Origin of the sequence: Microcoleus sp. D3_18a_C4 (assembly GCF_036702415.1) — a bacterium.
Taxonomy (GTDB): Bacteria; Cyanobacteriota; Cyanobacteriia; order Cyanobacteriales; family Microcoleaceae; genus Microcoleus.
In genome coordinates this window covers 1-23,535 of sequence record NZ_JAUBTI010000012.1, presented here as the reverse complement: position 1 = coordinate 23,535, position 23,535 = coordinate 1, and the positions used below count along the sequence as shown (strand labels likewise).

Sequence of the window (23,535 nt, the reverse complement as noted above, 5' to 3'; positions counted from 1 at the left end):
GGGCACCGCCCATACAAAAATCGGGTTTCTCGGTGTTCGGTTTTGTTGAGATTGACCTAATTAATTATGGTTAATCAACTGATCAATCACGGCTGTGAGTAGCTCCATTCGGCAAAATCGCCCCGCCCAAAGCTGCTTCATTCAAATTATCCACATTCAAGCTGGCCCCAATCAAATTAGCCTCCGACAAATTAGTTCCTGTCAAATTCGCCCCTGTCAGAGAACTCAGCAGCAAACCGGCTCCCGACAAATTGGCGTGACTCAAATTCGCCCCCCGCAAATCCGCTTCCAGCAAGCTAGCACCTGCCAAATTTGCACCGCACAAGTTAGCTCCCCGCAAAGAAGCTTTGTTCAAATTCGCAGCCCTCAAATCCGCATTGTGCAGAATCAAACCATTTAAATTAGCTTTACTCAAATTAGCTCCCTGCAAGTCGGCACCGCTCAAATTAGAGCCATTTAGATTGGCCGATTGCAAGTCAGCACCGCTCAAGTCAGCACCGCTCAAATTAGCAGCGCTAATAGAAGCTTCCCGCAGACTTGCTTCGCTCAAACAAGCCCCAACTAAATTGACGCCGCTGAGATTTCCGCGATTGAGATAAGCCCGAGTTAAAGTTGCTCCGCTCAGGTTCGCCCCGGTCAAATCTACCTCGCTGAGAATCGCTCTCGTCAGATTTGCTCTGCTTAAATCAACCCCGCTCATAATTGCTCGGCTCAGCGTCGCCCCGCTCAAATTAGCCTCAGTTAGTTTTGAGCCGCTTAGCAAACAAGCTCCTACTAAACTCGCTCCCGTCATCACAGCTTTGCTCAAGTCAGCCTGAGACAATATTGCTCCGCTGAGATTTGCCCCGCTAAAATCTGCGGAGATCGCCACAGTTCCAGTGAAACTAGAACTCCCCAGGTTAGCTTCAATTAATTTCGCCTTAGACAAATTAGCCCCGCTCAAGTCGGCGGCGTTTAAATTAGCACCAATCAGTTTGCTTCTAATTAAGTTGGCACCTTTCAAATTAGCGTTGCTCAAATTTGTTCGACTGAGATTAGCTTCACTCAAATGAGCTGCAATGAGGTTAGCCCCTCGAAAATCTCGTTCCCCGTTTCTATGTCTAATTAAAAGTTCATCGGCACTTAAAAGTTCAGTGAAATTCATAAAAAAATTGAGTGAGTTTCCTTAATTTCTCGATGTTCTATGTTGTGTGAAAGTTTGTACTATCGTGTTTGCCAGTCAGTTTTTTAAACTAATACGGCCACATTAACAATTGTCAAAACTGCTTGATTCCTACCATCACCCTGCTCTCCTAGTTATAATTTACGAAAATAAACAGGGTTCTGGTATAATCTGAGGTTGGCTAGCGCGGAAGTTATGAAAAAATCGCGTTTCTCGCCGCCTGTAAGTCCTGTAAGTATTATTCGGCTAGTAATTATTTAGCCGTTGATGTTAGTTGTTAATTGTTAGTTGTATTTATACTAACTGCTAACCACTAATATTACCTGCTAACTAATTACCAAAATACCGAGAAGTTGTCGATCGATCTTGTCAAGGTCGATCGAATATTTGGGGTATTGCTGGCGGCATCCGCGCCGCATTCTGACCCGATAATTTGCCAGTACAGGCGATCGAATTTATGAGTGCAATCAAGAAACAAGATATCGGAGCTTCAACCCCAAATGCCTTCTACATAAGTGCCTTCTATCTTCCATCTCCCATGAAAGCAGAGCCCGGTCAGCTCAGCTAGTTTCACCTCCCCCCACTGTGCTGCGCGCCAGTGAAATCCAACAGGAAGGCTGTTTCCCTCGGAGTGCTGAGCGAGTCGCAGGCAAAGCAAACAATACGCTGCCCTGAGCCTGAGATTTCGCGAAAAAAGACGCCGCGAGCCATTGTGCTCCCGCGCTGCTGTGCTTGCTGTCAATCTTTACTCGATCCATGAGCGCTTGCGGTTCTAATTAACAGACCACCCTACACCAGACGCGCTCGGACATAAAAGCTGTTCCTGGGCTTCTCAAATGTTTCGCTGAGGCATTCCCAGAAAAACTGTATTCCTGTAGCAGGTTTTGCCAAAGGCAAGTCTGCTGCTACAGCCAACTAATGACCAGCCTAAGTCTTGCCCGAAGGATCTGACAATATTATTCTTCTAATATTTACCGACCACGGCAGGCATTTCTGGGCGCGCGGGGCTGGCTACTTCACCTGTATAAGTTGGTGAAATTAGACACCCCATAATTAAAGATAGTCGCTCTTTGACTAACTGGGCAATATCTGCTGTAATTTATGTCATCTAATTTCATAATACAGCAGGGTTTGCAATCGAGCTGTAGTGAGTGTTACAGACTCAAAAATCGGTGCAGATTTCGGCTGAAAAAATTCAGGGAAGCGATCGATCCTCCGGCGCCAAGCCCAGCTCACGGACTGGGCCCCTAATCAAAATTAAACTTTTGACAGGTGGCTTTTTTAAGTTTTCAGAACAAAACAAAAGCCGGCTTTCAGAGAAAAAGCCGACTTTTGAGATAATTTTACCGACGAAGCGTAAAACCGCTAGGTGGCCGGTGTTGGTGGGATCGCTTTCCACAATCCGAGTGCGCGAGTGCGACTACCCTGCCGGAAGTAGAAACAATACTCAAACAAACTCTGAAGTATTAAATCAGAGGCCGGCCGGTAGTGCCATAAGTTGGATCGTAAACACCAGCGGTAGTATCAACCCCTGGAGTGCCAGGTGCGCCGTAATCAGCCCGAGCGCTATCGACGCTGGGATTATTATAGTCGTAGGTGTTCCAATGCTGAATGCCTCCGCGGCTCAGAATGGTTTCAGCTTTAGCGACTTCTGCTTCGCTGCCGTCAACCAGTACCAAGTAATCTCCTCTTGCCACGCGATCGTTGTATGCTCTAGCTTCCTCTTCGGGAATTCCCATACCGACTAAAGCTCCGATCAAGCCGCCTGCTGCCGCACCCAAAGCCGTACCGGCGAGTGTAGTGGCGATCGCCGTAGCTGAGGCTCCTGCCAGCATAATCGGCCCGATTCCCGGAATTGCCACTAGGCCCAGACCTACCAACAAGCCTGTCAAACCGCCCAAAGTACCACCTGTGAGTGCGCCCTTTGTGGCCCCTTCATCGGATTTGTTGTCCGCGCTGCCGTGCACGTCAATGCCTGCGATGTCCCCTTTAGACTCAGCATCCTTAGCGATCACCGAAACCCGATCCATGTCGAAACCGGCAGTTCTAAGTTCTCCCAGTGCGTGTTCCGTCTCGCGGCGGGTTGAAAATACTCCCACGGCGCGCTTCTGGCGGCCCGAAGCTCTGCGGCCGGTGTCTGCAGGCACATCGTAAATGCCCCAATCCTGGATGCCCCGCACGCTCATAATTCCTTCGGCTGTGGCAAGTTCGGCATCTGTTCCTTCTATGAATACCAAATATTCTCCACGCGAGACGCGATCGTTATAAGCTTTAGCTTTTTCTTCGGGAACTCCCAAACCGACCAAACCGCCTACCAAACCGCCTGCTGCTGCCCCAATCGCGCCTCCGATTACAGTATCTGCCAGCAGAGTTGCGATCGCACCCCCCGCCATCACCGGGCCCACTCCCGGAATCGCTAGCGCTCCAATGCTTCCGAGTAACCCAATCAAACCGCCCGTCACGACTCCCGCTGTCGCGCCTGCTTTGGCGCCGCCGCCCACTTTGTCGTCGGTACCCTTACCAGTACCAGTACCAGTACCAGTGCTAGCGCCGGCAATTTCGCTGCGATCGAGATTTTCCCCAACTACCGAAACTTTATTCATCGGAAACCCGGTACTTTGCAGTTCCATCAGGGCTAGTTCCGTATCTCGGTAATTAGAAAATGCTCCTACAGCTCGCTTGTGTTGACCTAAAGCCATTTTTTTTCTCCTGAAAAATATACTACTTTTACACAACCACAGAATTTATGCTCTGCCATCAATCACATTTAGTCATTTTTTCCCAACAATTTTCATCGGTCGCTGGGAATAACTTCCCGCTCTATCTTCAGGTTGGTTTCCAACTAATTGTCCGGGATGGGAAATCGGAAATTGGGAAGGGGAAGTTGCAGGTATTGCGCGAGTTTTGAGTTCGTGAATTTTAAATTCAATTTACACTCTTTCACTTAAAACCCCACTCTCCCTAGAGAGTCACCTAAGCGTTGCAATCCGCTCCGCCAGCAATCTTACAATGCCCAACTATACCCTCTTCCCTCAGACTTCTCTCCTAGATAACTACATCCTTTTCCCTTCTTTCCCTCGCAATTCTTCCTGCTAATTTATTGATTGCTGCTAGGCGATGCGGGTGCAGCAGGGGCGACAACAGCCGTCACATTCACCTGTTTGACACCCTTAATCTCTTTAGCTAGCGGCTCAATTTTAGCTAAATCAGTTTGATTGGGAACTGTGCCACCTACGGTGACAACCCCGTCTTTTGCATCAACAGTTAGCTGACCTTTAGTGATGTTTACTTCTAACTTCGATCGTACTTCACTTTGGAGGTCGCCATCGGCTCTTATGGCATCGCCACCCGTCACATTGTTGCGCTGTTCTCTGGCCCTGATATCAGAATTTGCTTGTGCTCTGCGAATATCGCTAGTTGCGTCACCCTGAGTTTTTTGAACCGTCTCGGCTGGGGGCGGGGTAGTGGTATTTTCTGTGGTAGTATTAGGAGCATCAGGGCTAGTTTTAGCCCCCTCGCTGCAAGCAGCAGCTCCAAATAATAGGATGCCGCTGAGGAGAATGGGTGTTAGTTTGTTCATAATATGTTAATACCCTCCGGGTAAGCTTTCGATGAGCCTGACTTCCCTGCCTTCGTTGAGCCAGATGGGAGCCAGATGGATCAAGACAGCATCTTTATTTGTGCTTTCTGCGATTTAAAAATCCTTATATCAAATATATAAACTTGAGGAAGTATCTACATCGCTCCACGGGTGTAAAATTTATCTATGCCGTTAGATAGAGTACAAAAAACAAAATAAGGTCTTCAGTCACATTTAACTTAATGAGTTTTGACCGCATTATTCCTCAGAAACCTGGTAGATGAAGCCATTTTTCGTTGCTCAAGCCAATATTTTCCTAGGAACCAAGTTTAAAGGCGTAAGTTTTATTAATAAATGCGATCGCCACTCCCAACAAATTTTTCCCTCGAACCTCGAACCTGGGACTTCTTGCCTCAACATCCATTCATTAAATCCGTTAAATCCCATACACTGCTCGTTGCCGAACCTCCTGCTTCAAAACAAACGAAAAGAGTCGAGAAATTTTTGAGCATTTTCTGGTTCTGGGGTAGTGGCTACCAGCCCGTAAACGCGCGTTTCCACCAAAAAAACTTGGCCCACACCTATCGGTTCAGTGGGGGAAAGCGGCTGAAACTCAAACTCTTTTCCCGGATAGCCTCCGAGGGAAATATCCCGCACTTGCAACAATTTAGCATTCGCTCCCACTACAAATAAATCAACGGCATTATTTAAAGTTATTCTGATATTATTGATATTATTGTTCGTCAGCCTAAAATCTAGGTCAAAGTATTGAAGCAAATAAGTTTCTTTATTTTTTAAGTTCGATCGGTATGTATGAGCAATAATTTGATTTGAAAAAATTTCGGAATTAATTTTGGGATTTCCCGGCATATCGATCGCAAACTGACCCATCGCTGAGCAAAATGGCTGCCACTCTGGCGTCTGAATGGCTGTCCGCAGCGGGGCTGGTTGAGATGCAGCGGAACGGGCCAATTTGAGAGGCGAGACAAGTAATGTAGCAGTAACTAGAAGTAAATACAGAAATTTCATTTGGTTAAGAAATATATTTGCCCGATCGATCTGCGCTAGCCTAGAAATATATCCGCAAAGGGGGGATTTATGCTGAATATTATATTTACTCCACAGCGACGCAACTCTCAAGGGCGATCGCCAGCTAAAACCAGTAAAACCAGTAAAACCAATATACTCGCTGCTGTAAATACTTGGCTAGCTGTGTGTCTGCTGGCTGCTGTCACAGCTTGTGCAAACAGCCCCAACAGCAAGGCACTCGAAGAATCTTTAGCCGCCGATCCGACATTAAAACAAAATCCAGTGGTTTTCTCTTCCCCGCCACCAGCGACAGCAATTGAGACAAACTCTACCGCCAAACTTCCTCCCGATTTCCCAACAGAGATTCCACTCTATCCTAATGCTGAGTTAATCGAAGTTAGTGGGCAAACAGATCCGTCGCCAAAAAATGTGCGGCTGCGCTGGGAAAGCACAGATCCGGTTAATTCGGTTCAAAACTTTTACTCCACAGAGTTTGGGCGTCGCAACTGGGAAATAGTCAGCCGCCCCACCGCCGAGGGACAAGGTTCTTTGGTAGCAACGCGAGATAATTTACGGGTAACAGTGTCGCTTTCTCCTACTCAGAAAGTAGGGGGTTCTACAGAATTTGCGATCGACTACAGCAAAGAAAGCCCCGAAATTGCCGCCAGTCCCCAACCTAATAATTCCGAGTCTAGCGCATCTCCAACCGCTTCACCAACTCCATCTAATTCAGAGGGAACTACTCCAACACCATCGGCCTCGCCAAAATCAGCAAAAGTTAGCGAACAAGAAAGCCAAATTCCTCAACAGTTGCGGCAGTATGTGGCAGATTTAAGTCAGTTGGAAGTGCTAAAAGTGCGAGCGGCACAAAGTGCTAATTTAGAAACTGGCAGCACTTTACCCAAACCCAACAAAATTATCACTCGCCGCGAATACGCCCGCTGGTTAGTAGCAGCTAACAATCAGATTTATGCTAGCCGTCAAGCCAAACAAATTAGATTAGCAGTAGACTCTAGCGAACCGGCTTTTTCTGACGTACCCAAAACAGACCCGGATTTTTCAGCAATTCAAGGTTTAGCAGAAGCAGGTGTAATTCCGAGTTCGCTTTCTGGAGAAACTAAAGATGTGAAATTTCGCCCGGATGCACCTTTAACTCGCGAAACAATGATTCTCTGGAAAGTGCCTTTAGATAGTCGTCAAGTTTTACCGACAGCTAACATTGACGGAGTGAAAGAAAAGTGGGGTTTTCAAGATGCTTCTAAAATTGATTCCCAGGCGTCGCGGGCAGTTTTAGCTGATTTTAACAATGGAGATTTGGCGAATATTCGCCGCGTTTTTGGTTTTACTACTCTGTTTCAGCCTAAGAAATCAGTGACTCGCGCCGAAGCTGCTGCTAGTTTGTGGTATTTTGGCGTTCAAGATCAGGGATTGTCTGCTAAAGATGCCCTGGAAGCAAAGTCTCCACCTGCTGAGTAGAGTTTTTTGGGGTAGTTAAAAGTTTTGAACACAGCATCTACTTAGCCAAAACAAAGAAACCGGGTTTTTTCTCTGTAACACAACCCGGTTTCTGCGTCCAAGACTGAGGAAATTGTACCAATTTTTGATGAATCGGCGTGCGATCGCCCGCCACAAAAATTGCCGCTTGAGTTTCAAGGATTTCTGTGAAGATGGCTGACCCAGAAACCGACTTTTATCTACGAAAATGCCCAATACAACGCGAGGCATATCCGCTGAAAAACCTTGTTTCTTTAATTCCTATGGGCGAGTAATCGTAAAAAATTATTCCATAAATTATACATCGGCTTTTCTGTCCTTGTGGCCTACCCTAGGGGATAGATTTTTTTTAATCTTAATTTCTGTATCCTGGCATACAACCGCTGCATTTGGCGGGCAAATTTTCTACATATTTTAACTAATATCGTTTCCGGTTGTATCGGAATGATTTAACCGCAGAGGGCGCAGAGAACGCAGAGGGAGAGAATACAGAGAGGAATAATTCCGATGCTACCGGATTTGATATAACACTTTGTTGAAAACTCTCCCTAGGATTCCGGATGGCTTAGCGGCCTTAACGATAAATGAAAAACAGTGTTTGAGCTCTTGGAGAGCATTTTTTAATGTACGATATTACCTTATTTACCCCGCAAGACATGGCGAAATGCAGCTTAGTCCTGCGCCATTTAGGTAGAAATACTGCTAGTATGGAAGCCAGCAGCCAGAAGATTGTTAACTATATTTACCGACATTTTTGCGATTCGCAAACAGGAGAAAATACCTGTGCCTTAGTGCGTTTGTTCAAAACTCATCCCTACGGGGAATTAGAAGACTCATTGCAACAATCTGCGCGCCGCTTGATGAAGGGCAATTCCCCCGCCGCCGACATGAAATGTTGGACTCTGCTAGCAGCCGCAGGCACAGAACCGCAGTGGAATTCTCGGCACACAGCAGCAGAAAATACAGCTATTCCATTAGTTAGCACCAAATTAGTGGCTCAAATGCCGGCGATTTCGGAAATAATCCGGCAGTTTGGTTTAGACATTCCTACATTCCTCGGAATTGAGCGAGAAAGGTTCCTGCAATTAGAGCCCGCAGTATTAAATATTTTTCACGTATCAGAGGCAAAAGGCAGCCCCTTTATTCCTGAGCAAAATTCCTTAATTATCCCCTACCAAGTCAAGTCTGTCTTGGGATTTGGGGGACTTCTGCCGTCAGGAAGTGTGTTTGCGGTAGTGATGTTCCTCAAAGTTAAAATTCCCCACAGCACGGCTGAAATGTTTAAAGATTTGGCACTTAGTGTCAAAACTGCATTGTCCATGCCCGACAAACAAAGTGTTTTTGACTATTCAGAAAATCCTACAAGCTTTGTTACAAATAACAATTTTGGCGAAACCCAATTACTGGAACATCAAGTTGCCAATTTGATGCAAATGCTGGACTTTTCCGAACAAGAAATGCTCAGACAAGCCACTCGGTTTCAACAGACTATTGACAATTTACAGCACGAGATCGCCGAATACAAAAATAAAGAACAAGCTGTGAAAGCAAGTCAAGATCAATTTACAGGTATCCTCAATATTCCCAATGATGCTATTGTTATGGTCGAAGAAAGTCAAGTAATTCAGCGCTTTAATCAAGGGGAAGAACACATTTAACCCAAGCTCTGTGTTTAGTAACCCGGTTTCTTTGATAAACCGGTTGTTGCTGTATTTGTTGAGTTATACCAGTTCCTACAAATATGCTGCAATGATCTTAGAATTTAAGGATTATTATATCAAAGTAAACTACCAAGAAAGAATTGATTTAACAGTTAATGTCCTATGCGCTTTTGAGGAGTCCCTGAGAAGCCTACGCCATAATTTACTTAGTTGGTGTATGAATATGTCACTAAAATTGAAAAAAGTCAAAAGTAAGAAAGCTGGGAGTAAAAAAAGATTTTTTACTTTTGGCTTTTGACTTTTGACTTTTAGCACATTTAGTATTCCAATCAAAACTCTTAAGGCGCTGCTGCCGCCCTGCGGTTGGCAACAATCAGATTAGCCTGATACTCTGCCGCTTTTTGCTGAGCCTTTTGATAGTTCGGGCTGGTTGACGGTACGGCTCTCATGAGCTTAACCGCTTGCTGCCACTCGCTTGCTACTGCGATCCACTCATTTTGAGACTGAGCCGTCTGGGCCGAAATTGCTGCCTTCTGAGCTGTGTTAACGGCTGCCCTCCAAGAGTCAGGCTTAGGCGCGGCGGGTTTTGGTGCAGGAGAAGCTGGAGCTGGGCTTGCTGGCGCAGCCGCAGTGGGAGCGGGTTTTGGTGCAGGGGAGGCTGCCTGTGGGGTGCCCGGAGATGCGGCGGTCGAGGATGCGGCGGCTTTAGAAGGGGGAGATGCGGGTTTCGGGGAAGGGGAAGCAGCTTCGGGGGCTATCGGTTCTGGGTTCGAGTCGCCGAAGGGGAAAGTTTTAGTAAAGAAAAGCCCTGCGATCGCCGCCAGAGGTACTAAGATACCCACAGGTATTACCCATTTGGGAAATTGTTTTTTCGGAGGCGGGGCTTGATCTTCGTCTTCGTCTTCGTCTTCCTCGTCGTCATCTCGATCGAATTCTCCTTCTTGATAATAGTCTTCCTCTTCGGGCTCGACATCATCTAAACCTACAGAGTCGTCAGGCATTCCACTATCCAAGGGGTAAGGCATTGAATCCGCAGGCATCAGATCAATTTCATCTTCCCACGCAGGCTCACCGTCACCTGTTCGACGCCCGTAAACCTTTACAGTGTGAATTGATTCGAGTCCCAGCTTCGTCATGCCGGTGCGGATGAAATCGACCAATACCATTTGATCCGGTACTTTGTCTGCCTCCAGAGTTATGTGGAGGCAGCCGTTGTCCCGCGTCACATCGGCGTTGATGCCTTTGGGTTTGAGTGTACGGTTGATGCTAGATGCGATCGCTTTTGGATCGCCTTGCTTGAGCAGTTCCCGCGGGTTCTGTTGTGTCATGGGTAGCGCTCTTTTTTGGGGGGGGGTGGAGAGCCGGCAAATAATATTAACCGATCGGCATTCGGCGGACAATATTTATTTACCACATTAACTTCTAATTTGGCATTCTGAGAGTATTTCTAGTATCTATTGACCTTTTGGCCTGCGAGCCGGCATCAAGCACATAGCCGAAGAAAGAAATTTGTTGTAAAAATTTACAGTAAGGGGCCGATCCTGTGCCCTGTCGCGCATCAGCGAAACAAGCTAGAAAGTTCTATAACTTTGGTTTGCAGGGTTGAGATTTCTTCCCGGCCCCGCTTTAAAGAAGCTTCTAACTCTAGCAGCAAGGGCAAACTTTTTTGCAGTTTTTCTAAGCTGGCGTTCTTGACTTCTTGACGAAAATAGTATACTCGTTTCGGATTGCCGAGTTCTAGAGCTTGAGCAATTTTATCATCGCGCTCGCCCGCTTGGATCATCGCCTTTACCCACAGCCAAATCCGAAACTTACCAGTCAAGCCAGCCACAATCCTCAAACCAGGCTCGCTGCGGCCAGTTAAGCCTGCCAATAAATCCAAAGCGGCGGAGGTATTGCCCTCGCGAATCGCATCGGCTAGCTGGAAGGTATTCTGGGCGTGACAGTGCACCAGTGCGGCAACTTCCTCCGGGTTCAGAGGTTGGCTGCGGTTGCCCGCAAACAGCAGCAATTTTTCGAGTTCGCTGTATAGCTGGCGGGTATCGCTGCCAATGGATTCGGCCAAAAGTTCGATCGCTGTGGCTGTCAATTTTACGTTCATTTCGCCCGCGACTTGGCGCACCCGCTGGGCTAATTCTTTGTCATTCCAAGGCGGAATCGGTGAAAATTCCCGCACTTGGGCGGACTGGGAAATTAACTTGGTAGACTTGAGCCGGCTGTCGGGTTTTTTGACGGATGTCAGCAGCAGCACGGTGGTAGGGGGAATTACCGGCAGTGTTCGTTCAAATTGTGCTAACAGTTCAGGAGAGCACTGCTGCGTTACAGTCGTATTTGCCAACCAGACAAAACGGCTGCCGGTACCGAAGGGCGGCGTTAAGGCTCGATCGAGCCCTTCGACCACAGCTCCGGCGGAATCGGCAATAATTTTGTCATAGTTAAAACTAGCCCAGTTGGGGTCGAGGACTGTTTGGCGCAAACTTGTCACAGCCTGCGCCATCGCAAAGTCGTCTTCCCCCCAGAACAGGTAAATTTGCATAAACGCTCACTAGCCAAAAAAATCCGAGTTGCAGGCGAGGCTTGTCCAACATATCCTGAATTGGGCTGTTGGAAGCCCGCGCCATAATATAAAATTTGGTGTGGGAGTATGTCACCGCGAGGAAATCAAGATTGGATGATACTTATCAAGCTTACGTAAATCGGGTGGCGCGAATGACGCTGCTGGACTCCTACAAGTCCCAGGTGGAACACATTCAGGAATCTCCAAAATTTAAGCCCGACGAAGCAGGCCGGAGAGATCCTGTACCTTTTCCAGGTTATTCCGTGATTACGCCCCCTGCGGGGGAAGATGCAGAAAATGCTGCATTTTATAGTAATTTGCACTCGAGCCAACAACGACTATTGCAGGAAATAGCGGAGGGTGCGATCGTGGCACTGCCTCCTGATACCTTCCATTTAACCGTAGCCGATTTGATTTGGAGCAGCGCTTTTCGAGATGCCTCTGATAAAAATCCCGAATTTGAGGAGCAACTGCGCTCGCGCATGGCCGATCGTTTTGCCGCCTGCAAACCCTTGGCGGGCGGCGCTCCCATTCGCTGGATAGTGCTGGGGTTGATGGTGATGACTAGAGCTGTGGGTGTTTGTTTGGCACCGACGGACGAAAACTCTTACAAGCAAATTCTGGAGTTTCGCCGATCGATCTATCAAAATCCCGATTTAATGGCTTTGGGAATTGAACAGCAATATCATTTCACGGCACACATTACTCTGGGTTATTTTGGGGACATCGGGCCGAACCTTGACCGCGCTCGCTTGTGCGCTTTGCTGTCAGAGTTAAACGAGCAATGGCTGGACACGCCGCAAGAACTGTCCGTAAACCGAGTGGAACTGCGGAAGTTTGACGACATGACCACCTATCTCCGGCAACCGGAATGGCCTGTTTTTGAGTTTTAACGAAGGAAGAGGGAAGAGGGAAGAGGGAAGAAGGAAGAAGGAAGATTTTTTCCCATCTCCCACTCTCCCCATCTCCCACTCTCTCGCCCCCTCTCCCTCTCTCCCCTGTGACCATAGTCAGGATATTGCCTATTAACTACCAGCCGGGAAGTCCCGGGCGTATATTTAGAGGGGATTAATCAGAGCGCTGTGCCCCGTACCCGTTGGGAATTACGCCCGCGTGATGAAAGGCTCGTCGGGTTTCGCTACGGGAACCGACAATTATTCTTTTATACCCCAATACGATCGGGAAATACTCTGATACTATATTAGCAAGTGGGGGTGGAACTACCTCACTATAAAAAGCATGAGAAAAAAAAGGAAAAAGAAGCCTTCGGTCTAACTGTACTCAGTTGACCGTCAGGTTTGTTCACATGCTTTAATTATTTTTGTTTGACATTAAAGTCAAAGAAAAAATTTATGAAAAACCAGGAAAAATCAGTAATTCTGGTTTTTTACTTTTTGCTTGAAAAGTGACAGTAAACGTTGTTGGTATAGGTTTAGATGGAGCTGCTGGGCTGAGCGAATCGGCGCGGCAGGTTGTAGAAATGGCGGCTCTGCTAATAGGCAGCGAGCGCCATTTAAGCTATTTTCCCCAGCACGACGGAGAGCGCTGGGCGTTGGAAGATTTGACCGAAGCACTTCTGGAAATTCGGCGATGGTGGGCGACTGAACCCGAATTAGAGCCCTCTGCGGAGACGGTGGAACCCCGCGATCGACAGATCGTAATTTTAGTGGCCGGCGACCCGCTGTTCTACGGCTGGGGAAAGTTGTTAATTGCCCAATTGCCGGCAGAAAAATTGAGTTTTCACCCCCACGTCAGTTCTGTGCAGTTGGCTTTTAACCGCTTGCAAATCCCTTGGCAAGACGCTCATTTTGTTGGCTCTCAAGGACGTTATTTTGAGGAACTGACGGCAAAACTCAAACTCGGTGTCGAGAAAATTGCGGTGCTCGCCGACGAAACTCATACTCCGGCTGTACTGGCAAATTTGGTGAAAGCTCTAGATTTGCCTACACGCTACGAGTTTTGGGTTTGCGAAAATTTGGGGGCGGCCCAGGAACGGGTAAGCCGCAAGTCTCTGTCAGCTTTGCTGGGAGAGTCTTTTGCACCGCTGAGCGTGGTTGTGATGCTGCGGGAGTCCCCGCTGGGGACGGAACCTTTGGATTTGGAAAAGTTGCCTTTGTTGGGAATACCGGATGCAGCTTTTATCGGTTGTGGCGACAAGCCGGGTTTGACGGTTGAACGGGAAGTGCGGGTGTTGGTGCTGGCACAATTGGCTTTGCAACCGGGACAAGTTGTCTGGGATGTGGGTGCTGGTAATGGTTCTGTGTCGATCGAGATTGCTCGTTTATTCCCGCAGTCTGAGGTGTATGCGATCGAACAAACGGTTTCTGGTACTTCTGCGATCGAGTTCAACTATGGCCGTTTTGGGCTGCAAAATGTGTTCTCGATTCACGGAACTGCCCCGGAAATCTTGCACCGCTTGCGTGCTCCGCACCGGATTTTTATTGGCGGTAGTGGCGGAGGGTTGACTAAAATTTTGGGCGTTTGCGCGCTGCGGCTGCTTCCTGGAGGCTCGATCGTCCTGGCTTTGGATGCTTTTGAGGATATTGCTATTGTTTTGAGCTGGATGGGCGATCGGGTGCGCCGGGAACCGCACTGGAGTTACCGAATCGTGCAAGTGCAATTGTCGCGTTCTGTGGCTGGGGGGAATTCAACTCGTTTTGATGCGTTGCGGCCTGTTTCGATTGTGACGATCGATCGACACTTGAATTAATCTGAAATCTGTCATATCAAATCCGCGCTTGGGGAGTCAGGCGTACAATCGAGTCAACATTCAACACTCAAGCATCATTCAGTTTGGCGACACCGAATCAACAATTAACAGTCATAAGGAGTGCAAACGGCAATTGATATAATATCATGTCTAGTCGAGCGGCCGCGATTTTTGTAAGGGCGGGTTCACGAACAATACCTGCCAATAATGGACAATCTCAAAAACCCGCCCCGACCGGGATATTATGGTTAATCGATCGGACATGATATAACTCTAACTTTTGGGTGCACGCAGAACACAGAGCATCCTCTGGTTAGCGGAGAATATCCAAGCGGTGCAACAATGAGTTTAGAACTCAAATAATTAATTTAACACCCATGGATCAACTGCTGCGCCAACTAATTGAGGAGGTATGCGAGTATCCCCAAAACAGCTCCCAAAGGCGCAAAGCGATGAACCGATTGCTAGCCGAACTACAGGAACTTCCCGGACTACTGCGATCTGCACATCCCGATTATTTAGACGCCTTAAATAAAACCTGGGTATGGGTGAACAAAAGCATTTGCTCGAACTTCAAGCTTAGCGATCCGAATGTGTCAAGACGACTGCGACAATGGATAAATAGTTACCTAGAGTGGCGCATTAAGGATTTGAATTTACCTTCTCAACCGCCCACCTACAGTTTAGATGCCCCCATAGGAAGCTCAGATACTGAAACCGCGTTGCTGGATTTGCTTTCAGAAACAAGTTTTTATACTCCTACCCGCAGTGGTTTGGATGGCTATATCGCACTTTTAGAGCAAGAAAATTATCAGAATATTATTCAACAGCTAGAACAATACGTCCAAGAAGACCCCGATGGGAAATTTCGCTCCTGTCATCCTAAAAATCATCCAGAGTGTAACTGTCAAGTTCTCACATTAAAGGTACTGTTTAAAACCACGCCTGACAAGTTTACTGCGATCGCCAAAGAATTTAACATCAACTACCAAACTCTAAAATCACACTGGGAAAGGAACTGTCGCCCCTTGCTCCAAGCGATCGCATTAGAGCTAGGATACACAAGAGAGGATTAAATTATGCAAAGCACAAACCCAACGCTATTGACAGTTCCACTAGGTACTGATGCTCACCGCACCGCTCGAAAATTTGCGGCCGAAACTCTGCAACTCGCTCCTGAATTGACAAAGCATGAGGCTGCCAAACGAGTTTATGTGAATACTTTAGCAGTTTATGTTGTCTATAGTTACCTCAAATGGCAAGCTTACGAACCCGATTTAATTCAAGGCGATAGTTGGCACCCAGTCGTCCGTGCCCAGTGGGATATTGCTGATTTAGTGTTACCAGGGATGGGTAAATTAGAATGCCGCCCGGTTTGGTTTGGAGAAAGTGCGATCGTAGTTCCACCAGCAGCCAGAGAAGACAGAATCGGCTATGTAATAGTTGAATTTGGGGAAAAATTAGACTCAGGAAAACTGCTAGGATTTACCCCATCACTGGATAATTCTGCATTGCCAAGCCAGATCCAGATTGCCGAACTCCAAAACTTAGATGATCTGATCGATCATCTCTATCGTCTGGAATTAGGAAATCAGTTTTTGAGAAGTGACGATCCAGTAGCCGTAGAAGTGCGACAACTCTTAGAAACACAAAATTTTTCAGAAATTATCGCTCAATTAGAGCGCATTTACCGAACTACTAAACCCATTAAATGGCGGTATGCAGGAGCAGATGTATTAGTCGCTAGTATTCCTATTAATCCTCATCATCAAATACTTGAGTATTCTCCTGAACAACAGGCTTTTATGGGAGAACTTAGTCGAGAAGAAAAAGTTATCTCCGCAGATTTCCACATCCAACAATTAGCCCAAAAAATGCTAAATAAATTAGCAGGGATTTGGGATGTTGAAACAAAAACTTAAATATTTTTTTCAAAAAACTGAGAACATCCCCATTTTGTAAAAAGCGTTTTTTAGGAATGCGAGTATCATGCTCGCTTGCCTATATATTTGTAACGATACAGATACTTGCACTCCTGTGATATCAAATCCCCTACCCTCGGAATTAATATTACCCACAGCTTTCGACACGGCGCAGTGCCCCGTGTCCCTAAAATTAATCCGGGTAGGGAAACGGCACTGCCGTCTCCTCTATATCATGTCTGAGTGCAACCGAAATTGATATAAAACCAAAAATGAGATTAACCCAAAAAAGGTAACATGAAAGAACAGCTAAACTCTGATTATCGTCACCTCATTGAAATGCTACGTACCTGTCCCGATGGTGAAGAACGAGATATTTTGGATGACTATTCACACCTCATTAATGAAGGTTTATTAGAGGTGATGGAGGAGGTAGCAGAGGAATTATTAGTTGAGGAAAATGAAGAGGGATATGAGTGGCTGCGGAGTGCGGTGGCGAAGATAAAAGACTTAATTCAAATTAGGTCGGAATTAGCTAATTCTGAAGAGTTATTAAATTTTTTCCTAGAAGTTTTGGCAGCAATCGAAGCAAGTGAAGGAGATGCAGAAGTTGTGTATCCTATTTTAGAGAAAAATTTAGATAAATTAGATGATAATTTTGATTGGTTTTTGCGAAGTTGGGCAACTGATGTTTTAATGAAATTAGAGTCTGAAGAAGCTTACGATATAGCCACTGTAATTGGCACTTTTAGTAGTCTTATTCAAGAATTTACTCTGGGCGATTGTGTAAACAATATTGAAATTGCGATCGCGGGATATCAACAAGTAGCGACGGCGCTCAATCGGGAAGATTACCAGGATGATTGGTTGATTGCTCAAAACCATTTGGGGTTTGCTTATCAAATTCGCCTTGCTGGGAACCGTAGCAGGAATTTAGAAAGGGCAATAGAGTGTTATGAATTAGCTTTACAATGTTGTAATGATACCGATGAACCGGAATTATGGAGTTTGATTCAACATCGCTTAGGTTTAGTTTATTTTGACAGAGTTGAAGGTGATTTAGAAGAAAATCTGGAGAGGGCGATCGCTGCTTTTGAATTAGCATTAAAACTGTGGAATTGTCAAGACTTTTCATTAAAATGGGCGGAAATTCAGCATGATTTAGGTTTGGCTTATCTCCACCGTATTAAGGGAGATGAATCGGAAAATATAGAACTAGGAATTAAATATTACCAAGCTGCTTTGGCTGTTTATCCAAAAGAGGATAATCCTACAGATTGGGCAAGAATTCAAAATAATTTGGGTCTAGCTTATTATAATCGTATTCAAGGAGAAAAATTAGATAACATTGAAAGGGCGATCGCCGCTTTTCACAATGCCTTACAAGTCCGTACTTATACTGATTTTCCCATACAGTGGGCAGAAACTCAAGAGAGCTTAGGTAATGCTTATATTACAATTGAAGAGAATCGAGACGACAATCTCCAAAAAGCAATTGAGTGTTATCAAGCAGCTTTAACTGTTTATAGTGCTGAAGACTTCCCCGAACAATCGAGTACGATCCAATTTTGTATGGGAGATGCTTACCGTCAAAAAATAGAAAATCGTGCTGATAATCTTGAGAAAGCGATTGAGTGTTATCAAACTGCTCTACAATTTTGTAAAAAAGAAGAATTTCCTGAATTATGGGCTTTTATTCATAATGATTTAGGGGCGACATATCTCAGCAGATTCAAGGGAAGTCAAGAACAGAATATAGAATTAGGTAGGAGTTTGATAGAGGCTACTTTACAAGTTTATAATCGTGAGGACTATCCCGACAATTGGGCAAACACTCAAAATAATTTAGGATTTTCCTATTATCTTTCTACAACGGGGAAATATTCGGATAACTTGGAACGGGCAATTGCATATTATGAATTAGGATTACAAGTGTATAATTCTGAGACTTTTACAGAAGTGTGGGGACTGATACAACTTAACTTAGGAGTTGCTTATTTAGAGAGACTAAAAGGAGATTTTTCCGAAAATATTGAAGCATCAATTGCTGCTTCTCAAAATGCCTTAAATATTTATAATCCAGAGAGTTATTTAGAAAATTGGTTGAAAATTCAGAATAATTTAGGGTATGGCTATCAAAATAGAGTTAAAGGAGAGCGACTTGATAACCTCGATCGAGCTCTAGGCTATTATAAAATTGCTTTAGATGCTTGCTGTTATAGTCAATTTCCTGAAATTTGGGGTTTGCTCAAAAATAACTTAGGAACTTTTTATTTAAGAAATGCTCAAGGGAATCAAGCAGAAAATGTAGAAGAAGCTATTGTTCTTTATCTTACCTGTCTTGAATCTTATCAAAAAGCATTTAATCGTAAACAATGGTCGATGATTCAAAATAATGTAGGGATTGCTTACCTCAATCGCAAATATGGTAGCCGTCTCGAAAATATAGAATTAGCAATTGAAGCTTTTAATAATGCTTTGCAAGTTCGTAATTCTGAAAATTATCCCGAACAGTGGGCGGAAACACAACAGCATTTAGGAGTTGCTCATAGTGAACGAATTTATGGCGATTCCTTACAAAATTTAGAAACTGCTATCAAATGTTATGAAAATGCTTTATTAATATATACTCGTTCAGATTTCCCTGAACAGTGGGCAATGCTGCAAAATAATATTGGTAGTGCTTATAGCGAACGTCGGCTAGGAGATGAGGATAATAACTTAGAAGTAGCCATTAATTACTATCAAAGGGCTTTGCAAGTAAATACCCGTCAAATTTCCCCGGAAAATTGGGCAATGATGCAAAATAATTTAGGAAATGCCTATAGGAGTCGCAGTATTGAAAATGAAGTTGAAAATTTAGAAATGGCGATTTTTTACTATAAGTCAGCTTTGGAAGTTTATACTCAGAAAGATTTTCCTGAAGATTGGGCTATGGTGCAATTAAACTTAGGTTATGCTTATAGCGATCGCACTCAAGGAAGTATTGACGAAAACCTAAAACTGGCGCGGGACTATTACCAAGCTGCTTTAGAAGTTTATACTCTCAAAGATTTTCCGGAAAATTGGGCAACTGTACAAAATAATTTAGGTTATCTCTACCACAATTTAGAGCAGTTTACCGAAGCAATGCAATACTTTAAGTTAGCATTAAAAGTCAGAACTCCTCAAGCTTTCCCCCAACTTTGTCTGATTTCGGGACAAGTTTTAGGTCAAATTGCCTTCAAATTAGGACTATGGAGAGAAGCCATTGAAGGGTATTGTCTTGCTATTGAAGCTTTAGAACAATTGCGAGTTTGGGCTAATACCGATCGACGCCGCCAAGAAATTTTAGGAGAAGATATATATCTTTATGAACATATTGTACAAGCATTAGTTAATACGAAAAATTTTCCACAAGCTTTTGAATATGTAGAACGTTCCCGCTCTCGTCGCTTAGTAGATTTAATTGCCAGTAATGACCTTTACTCTCAGGGAGATATACCTTCTGAAGTAGAAGAATATTTAGCAGAATTTGAAGGAATTCAACGACAGATTGATTGCGAACGTTCCGGTTTAAAGAAATCAAGTAAAAAGCAGAAGTTAATTGCATTTAGAGCTAAGGATCTAATTGATATGGATTGTACACGCAATAGAGCAGCTTTAGAAGCCATTAGTGAAAATATCCAAGGTTTAGAAAGTGAAAAACAACAAATTTGGGAACAACTAAGACGTTTAGATCCGGTTTTAGCGGGCGAAATTCAAGTCAGTCCCCCTAATTTAACGGCGATCCAAGAACTCATCGATCGCCCTACTACAGCAATACTTAATTTTTACACTACTGATGAAGATACATATATATTTGTTTTGCGACAAGCCGAAGTTAATTTGTACAAAATAACCAGAAAACGAGGGAAAAACTTACAACAATGGATTCATGAAGGTTGGCTAAAACCCTACTTGGAGGCTGGCGATTCAAGTAAATTAATCCAAGAGCAATTACAATGTAAAGCTAAGTGGAGAAATCGAATTCCGCAGTTTTTATCGAAACTTTCCCGCCGCCTGCAAATCGATAACCTGATTAGTCAGTACCTTAATAATATCGAGGAACTGATTATTGTTCCTCACCTTTGCCTACACCAAATTCCTTTTGCTGCTTTACCCTTAGAAAATGGTCAATATTTAGGAGATAAATTTCTAATTCGTTACAGTCCTAGTTGTCAAGTTTTAGAATTTTGCCACAAACGTCCACCTGTTAACGATCGACTGATGTATGGTATTGTGGAAGATGCAACGGAAGATTTACCCTGTGCAAGTTTTGAGGGTGAACAAATTGCCAAACTGTATAATATTCGCAATGAACAACACTTACGAGGACGTAGCCAAGCAACGGTCAGCAACTATCGGCAACTTTCTCTACAAGTCCAGGGAATTATCTCTAGCCATCATGCTCAATCTCGCCTTGATAATCCGTTAGAATCCCGACTGGAATTGGCAGATGGTAGCATTACTTTGGGGCAGTTAATGACACCGGGCTGGCGGCTTCCTCATCTAGTTGATGTGTTTTTATCCTGTTGTGAAACTGGGTTAGGAACTACGGAAATTACTGATGATATTTTGACATTATCGACGGGGTTTTTATGTGCGGGTGCTCGGAGTGTTGTGAGTACGCTGTGGGCTGTAGATGATTTAGCAACAGCCTTATTTTCAATTTTTTATCACAAACTTCGGCAGCAAGGAAGCAGTCGCCTAAAAGCCTTGCAGCAAGCACAAATAAATTTGCGATCGCTCTCTGGATCGGAATTTGTCGCTTGCTATTCTCCCCAACTTGCTGATTTATTAGAACGCAAATTTGAAGAGGCGGAGGGCGATCGCCAGTTTGCAGAAAACCAGCGTAATTCCTATCCCGAAGGTTCCCCCGACTACCTGCAATGGCTACAAGAGGAAGAAAAGCGGGCCGAAACAGCAACACGCAATTACAAAACTTTGGAACGACTGCAAATAATTAGTTGCTTAGATTTCCCTTTTGCTGACCCTTTTTATTGGGCCGCTTTCACTTGTTCCGGTTTACGGTAAACTTCAGCCTCAATCTAAATCTGGACTCTTCAGCATTCCCATTAACTTCCGCTTCCGATTGTGTACTTGCATAAGTTGAGAACGATAAGCACACCACTGAAGATTTTGCCCCATTTGTAAATAGGCAGCGCGGGCTTTTTCCAACCACTTAATTGCACGATCGTAGTCCTCTGATTTTCCCCGATCCATAATCGATTCAGCAAGCCGACAAGCATTGGCGATCGTCCAATCGGGGCGGTGGGCGATCGCAGCCCCCATTACTCGGTGAATCAGTGCCGATTCGTAGCCACTCAAGCCATCAGCAACAGCGATCGCATCTTCAATAAGTCCCTCATAGAGAAAAATATCAACCTGTGCTTCAGAAACTCCCCAACTTCTATCACTTCTCAGAGTTGCTAACAAATTTGCTTTCACAGTTGACCAACTGTCTCCTGCAAACTCCTTCACTAAAAGATAATCGGCAAAGGATGGTTTGATTTCAAAGACTAGCATTCTAGAATTTAATGCAACTTCGTTTTCTCCCAACTCAACAGCCAACTCACTCGTCCAAATTGCCAGTTTATAAAGGCAATTACCTGACAAATTCAACCCAGTTTGAGCAATTTTGAGAGCTTCAGCTTGGGCTTCCTGTGCTTGTAAACTTTGAGCGAGAGCAAAAGCATCTTCCGCTGATTTCATCTGAGTAGCAGCAGATTCTACTGCTTCTTCTACTCTCCCCAAACGACTTAACATCGTCAAGTATTGTTGAGGGCAGTTTTCTGCTTGCGCTAAGTATAAGTATTCTTGATAGCGTTCCTGGCGATCGAGGATTTGCAAGCGAATTAATGCTAAGCTTTTAGCACATTCTGGTGCGTCATTAGCTCCTATTTCTTGCCCCGTAATATTTCCTTGAATTAGGGGGTCATCCCAACCTTGGCGTAATGCTTTCAAGCTCATGCTGAAATCGCAATCCCATTCATCTTGCCAAGCTTCTAACATCACCTGGAGATCGATCTCTTCTTCAGCAGTTAGTTCAGCCGTTAAAATGGCTTCTGTCCAAGCTTCATCCAAAGCGTTAGCTATATCAGAACTTTCAGCGCCATATTCTTCTACATCATCCCAATCTTCAACGCAAGCTGCGGTGATGGCTTGTAAAATTACTAAGGCGTTGTTACCATCTCCCTCTGCGATCAATTCCTGCGCTTGCTGAATCACATCTAAAAGTTCTTCTGTAATGGGGTCTTCTTCCCCCCATCCCTCGTCGAAATAACGCACAGCATTTCGCAAAATTTGTCGTACTTGTTGTCGAAAAGGAGCCGGATTAATGGAGGTACGACGGGGTGCTTTAGTAGGTTGCTGTGGAGGCGTAGGAATAGCACTTAAGTTAACGTATCGTTCGATCGGATCGATGAGTGAGGGTTGCTTTTCTACTAAATGTTGTATTAATTGCTGGGTTTGTATATCGTTGAGGCGATCGAGTAACTGTTCCAGTGTGGGGCGCTGCTCAATTATTTGTGGTTGTCGCAGACATAATAACATGGTAGCAACAATATGTTTACACCACCCAACGCGATCGTAAGCACAAGTGCAATTTGATGATGCCACATTAGCGTCATCAAAGTTTATCGTAATACGGTAAGGTTGCAGAGCAGAACCCTCCACTATGGCTTGCACGATAATTGCCACGCAGGACAGCGCTAGTAACATTACCCGCTAAATAGTAAGTTTCACCGTGCTTGAGGGATGCGGCAGAGGTATTATGCTGGATCGTCGCTTCACTAAGTTTGGGAATTGGCATGAGACTATGCCTGATCAATTAAAGGATTAGACTGAATTTTACCTCAGAGATGTACTCGGCCTAGGATTTAATTGCCTCTCAATGTAAGATTTACAGAAAATTTAATAATCCGTAAAGCAAGCACTGAGAAGGTTTGCAGCTTGATGAGGGGAAATTTTTTCTGAAAATTTTGCATAATTGTTTCCCTACCCCCTGGTTAATAATAGAGCGCAGTTGGCCAACTAGCTTCTCCCTTATCCCTTTCTTTGACGGAGAAACGAGCTGTGATACCTATAGTTTCATCTACCCCCCTGACTTTATTAGTAATGGGGGTTCCCAATGCTGCGGGAGAAATCATTGCGAATATAGAGGCAAGTTTAGTATCAGCCGTTGGTAGTTATCCCTTGATGGAAATTGCCCAAGCTGAGCGCAGAACAAAATGCAGTTCTGGAGAGGACGATCCGATAGTTCCTCCGAACTAAGGAATGAGAATTAAATAACTTCCACAAGTTTGTGGGATGGGCGTCCCGCCCGTCCTTGTTTGACGGGCGGGACGCCCAACCCACAATAACAAATAAAATTGTAAGTTATTTAATTTGCGATCCTAAA

General features: G+C 44.8%; 15 protein-coding genes. 8 read left to right on the top strand and 7 right to left on the bottom strand.

The annotated features are described in order from the left end of the window. Positions 1-82: 82 nt before the first annotated feature. From QUB16_RS08690 to QUB16_RS08675, 4 genes are all read right to left on the bottom strand, one after another. Positions 83-1,144, bottom strand: a complete 1,062-nt coding sequence (locus QUB16_RS08690) for a pentapeptide repeat-containing protein (RefSeq protein WP_333315538.1) — start codon at positions 1,142-1,144, stop codon at positions 83-85. A gap of 1,484 nt (positions 1,145-2,628) precedes the next feature. Then, positions 2,629-3,861 (bottom strand): histidine kinase, encoded by a 1,233-nt coding sequence (locus QUB16_RS08685; RefSeq protein WP_333315536.1) that lies wholly within the window; start codon positions 3,859-3,861, stop codon positions 2,629-2,631. A gap of 398 nt (positions 3,862-4,259) precedes the next feature. Beyond that, positions 4,260-4,742 (bottom strand): BON domain-containing protein, encoded by a 483-nt coding sequence (locus QUB16_RS08680; RefSeq protein ID WP_333315534.1) that lies wholly within the window; start codon positions 4,740-4,742, stop codon positions 4,260-4,262. A gap of 474 nt (positions 4,743-5,216) precedes the next feature. Then, positions 5,217-5,771 (bottom strand): hypothetical protein, encoded by a 555-nt coding sequence (locus QUB16_RS08675; RefSeq protein WP_333315533.1) that lies wholly within the window; start codon positions 5,769-5,771, stop codon positions 5,217-5,219. A 69-nt stretch (positions 5,772-5,840) separates the two neighbouring features. Between QUB16_RS08675 and QUB16_RS08670 the strand changes: the two genes are divergently transcribed. Beyond that, positions 5,841-7,247, top strand: coding sequence for an S-layer homology domain-containing protein (locus tag QUB16_RS08670; protein ID WP_333315532.1), 1,407 nt, complete (start codon positions 5,841-5,843; stop codon positions 7,245-7,247). Positions 7,248-7,888: 641 nt separating this feature from the next. Then, a complete protein-coding gene (locus tag QUB16_RS08665) occupies positions 7,889-8,923 on the top strand; it encodes a histidine kinase (RefSeq protein ID WP_333315530.1) in 1,035 nt (344 codons plus the stop codon). A 341-nt stretch (positions 8,924-9,264) separates the two neighbouring features. Here QUB16_RS08665 and QUB16_RS08660 read toward each other — a convergent pair whose 3' ends face one another. Both QUB16_RS08660 and holA read right to left on the bottom strand, forming a co-directional pair. Beyond that, on the bottom strand, positions 9,265-10,254 hold the full coding sequence (locus QUB16_RS08660; protein ID WP_333315528.1) for a hypothetical protein: 990 nt from the start codon (positions 10,252-10,254) through the stop codon (positions 9,265-9,267). 230 nt (positions 10,255-10,484) lie between these two features. Further along, entirely contained in the window at positions 10,485-11,462 is a 978-nt protein-coding gene (gene holA, locus QUB16_RS08655) for a DNA polymerase III subunit delta (RefSeq protein ID WP_333315527.1), read from the bottom strand. 173 nt (positions 11,463-11,635) lie between these two features. On the opposite strand from holA, the gene QUB16_RS08650 reads away from it, so the two are divergent. From QUB16_RS08650 to QUB16_RS08630, 5 genes are all read left to right on the top strand, one after another. After that, positions 11,636-12,376 (top strand): DUF1868 domain-containing protein, encoded by a 741-nt coding sequence (locus tag QUB16_RS08650; RefSeq protein ID WP_333315661.1) that lies wholly within the window; start codon positions 11,636-11,638, stop codon positions 12,374-12,376. A gap of 512 nt (positions 12,377-12,888) precedes the next feature. Further along, entirely contained in the window at positions 12,889-14,193 is a 1,305-nt protein-coding gene (gene cbiE / locus QUB16_RS08645; protein ID WP_333315526.1) for a precorrin-6y C5,15-methyltransferase (decarboxylating) subunit CbiE, read from the top strand. Positions 14,194-14,570: 377 nt separating this feature from the next. Next, on the top strand, positions 14,571-15,269 hold the full coding sequence (locus QUB16_RS08640; RefSeq protein ID WP_333315524.1) for a hypothetical protein: 699 nt from the start codon (positions 14,571-14,573) through the stop codon (positions 15,267-15,269). A 3-nt stretch (positions 15,270-15,272) separates the two neighbouring features. Further along, positions 15,273-16,115 (top strand): DUF1822 family protein, encoded by an 843-nt coding sequence (locus tag QUB16_RS08635; protein ID WP_333315522.1) that lies wholly within the window; start codon positions 15,273-15,275, stop codon positions 16,113-16,115. Between the two features lie 297 nt (positions 16,116-16,412). Next, the gene (locus QUB16_RS08630; RefSeq protein WP_333315520.1) at positions 16,413-21,170 is read left to right on the top strand and encodes a CHAT domain-containing protein; all 4,758 of its coding nucleotides are present in this window, start codon (positions 16,413-16,415) and stop codon (positions 21,168-21,170) included. A 9-nt stretch (positions 21,171-21,179) separates the two neighbouring features. Here QUB16_RS08630 and QUB16_RS08625 read toward each other — a convergent pair whose 3' ends face one another. Further along, positions 21,180-22,856 (bottom strand): SWIM zinc finger domain-containing protein, encoded by a 1,677-nt coding sequence (locus QUB16_RS08625; protein ID WP_333315518.1) that lies wholly within the window; start codon positions 22,854-22,856, stop codon positions 21,180-21,182. 354 nt (positions 22,857-23,210) lie between these two features. Between QUB16_RS08625 and QUB16_RS08620 the strand changes: the two genes are divergently transcribed. Beyond that, the gene (locus tag QUB16_RS08620) at positions 23,211-23,408 is read left to right on the top strand and encodes a hypothetical protein (protein WP_333154971.1); all 198 of its coding nucleotides are present in this window, start codon (positions 23,211-23,213) and stop codon (positions 23,406-23,408) included. The last annotated feature ends 127 nt before the right edge of the window (positions 23,409-23,535 follow it).

Coding starts and splice junctions, on each gene's coding strand:
- QUB16_RS08690 (WP_333315538.1), bottom strand. CDS start 1,144: ATGAATTTCACTGAACTTTTAAGTGCCGATGAACTTTTAATTAGACAT.
- QUB16_RS08685 (WP_333315536.1), bottom strand. CDS start 3,861: ATGGCTTTAGGTCAACACAAGCGAGCTGTAGGAGCATTTTCTAATTAC.
- QUB16_RS08680 (WP_333315534.1), bottom strand. CDS start 4,742: ATGAACAAACTAACACCCATTCTCCTCAGCGGCATCCTATTATTTGGA.
- QUB16_RS08675 (WP_333315533.1), bottom strand. CDS start 5,771: ATGAAATTTCTGTATTTACTTCTAGTTACTGCTACATTACTTGTCTCG.
- QUB16_RS08670 (WP_333315532.1), top strand. CDS start 5,841: ATGCTGAATATTATATTTACTCCACAGCGACGCAACTCTCAAGGGCGA.
- QUB16_RS08665 (WP_333315530.1), top strand. CDS start 7,889: ATGTACGATATTACCTTATTTACCCCGCAAGACATGGCGAAATGCAGC.
- QUB16_RS08660 (WP_333315528.1), bottom strand. CDS start 10,254: ATGACACAACAGAACCCGCGGGAACTGCTCAAGCAAGGCGATCCAAAA.
- holA (WP_333315527.1), bottom strand. CDS start 11,462: ATGCAAATTTACCTGTTCTGGGGGGAAGACGACTTTGCGATGGCGCAG.
- QUB16_RS08650 (WP_333315661.1), top strand. CDS start 11,636: ATGACGCTGCTGGACTCCTACAAGTCCCAGGTGGAACACATTCAGGAA.
- QUB16_RS08640 (WP_333315524.1), top strand. CDS start 14,571: ATGGATCAACTGCTGCGCCAACTAATTGAGGAGGTATGCGAGTATCCC.
- QUB16_RS08635 (WP_333315522.1), top strand. CDS start 15,273: ATGCAAAGCACAAACCCAACGCTATTGACAGTTCCACTAGGTACTGAT.
- QUB16_RS08630 (WP_333315520.1), top strand. CDS start 16,413: ATGAAAGAACAGCTAAACTCTGATTATCGTCACCTCATTGAAATGCTA.
- QUB16_RS08625 (WP_333315518.1), bottom strand. CDS start 22,856: ATGTTACTAGCGCTGTCCTGCGTGGCAATTATCGTGCAAGCCATAGTG.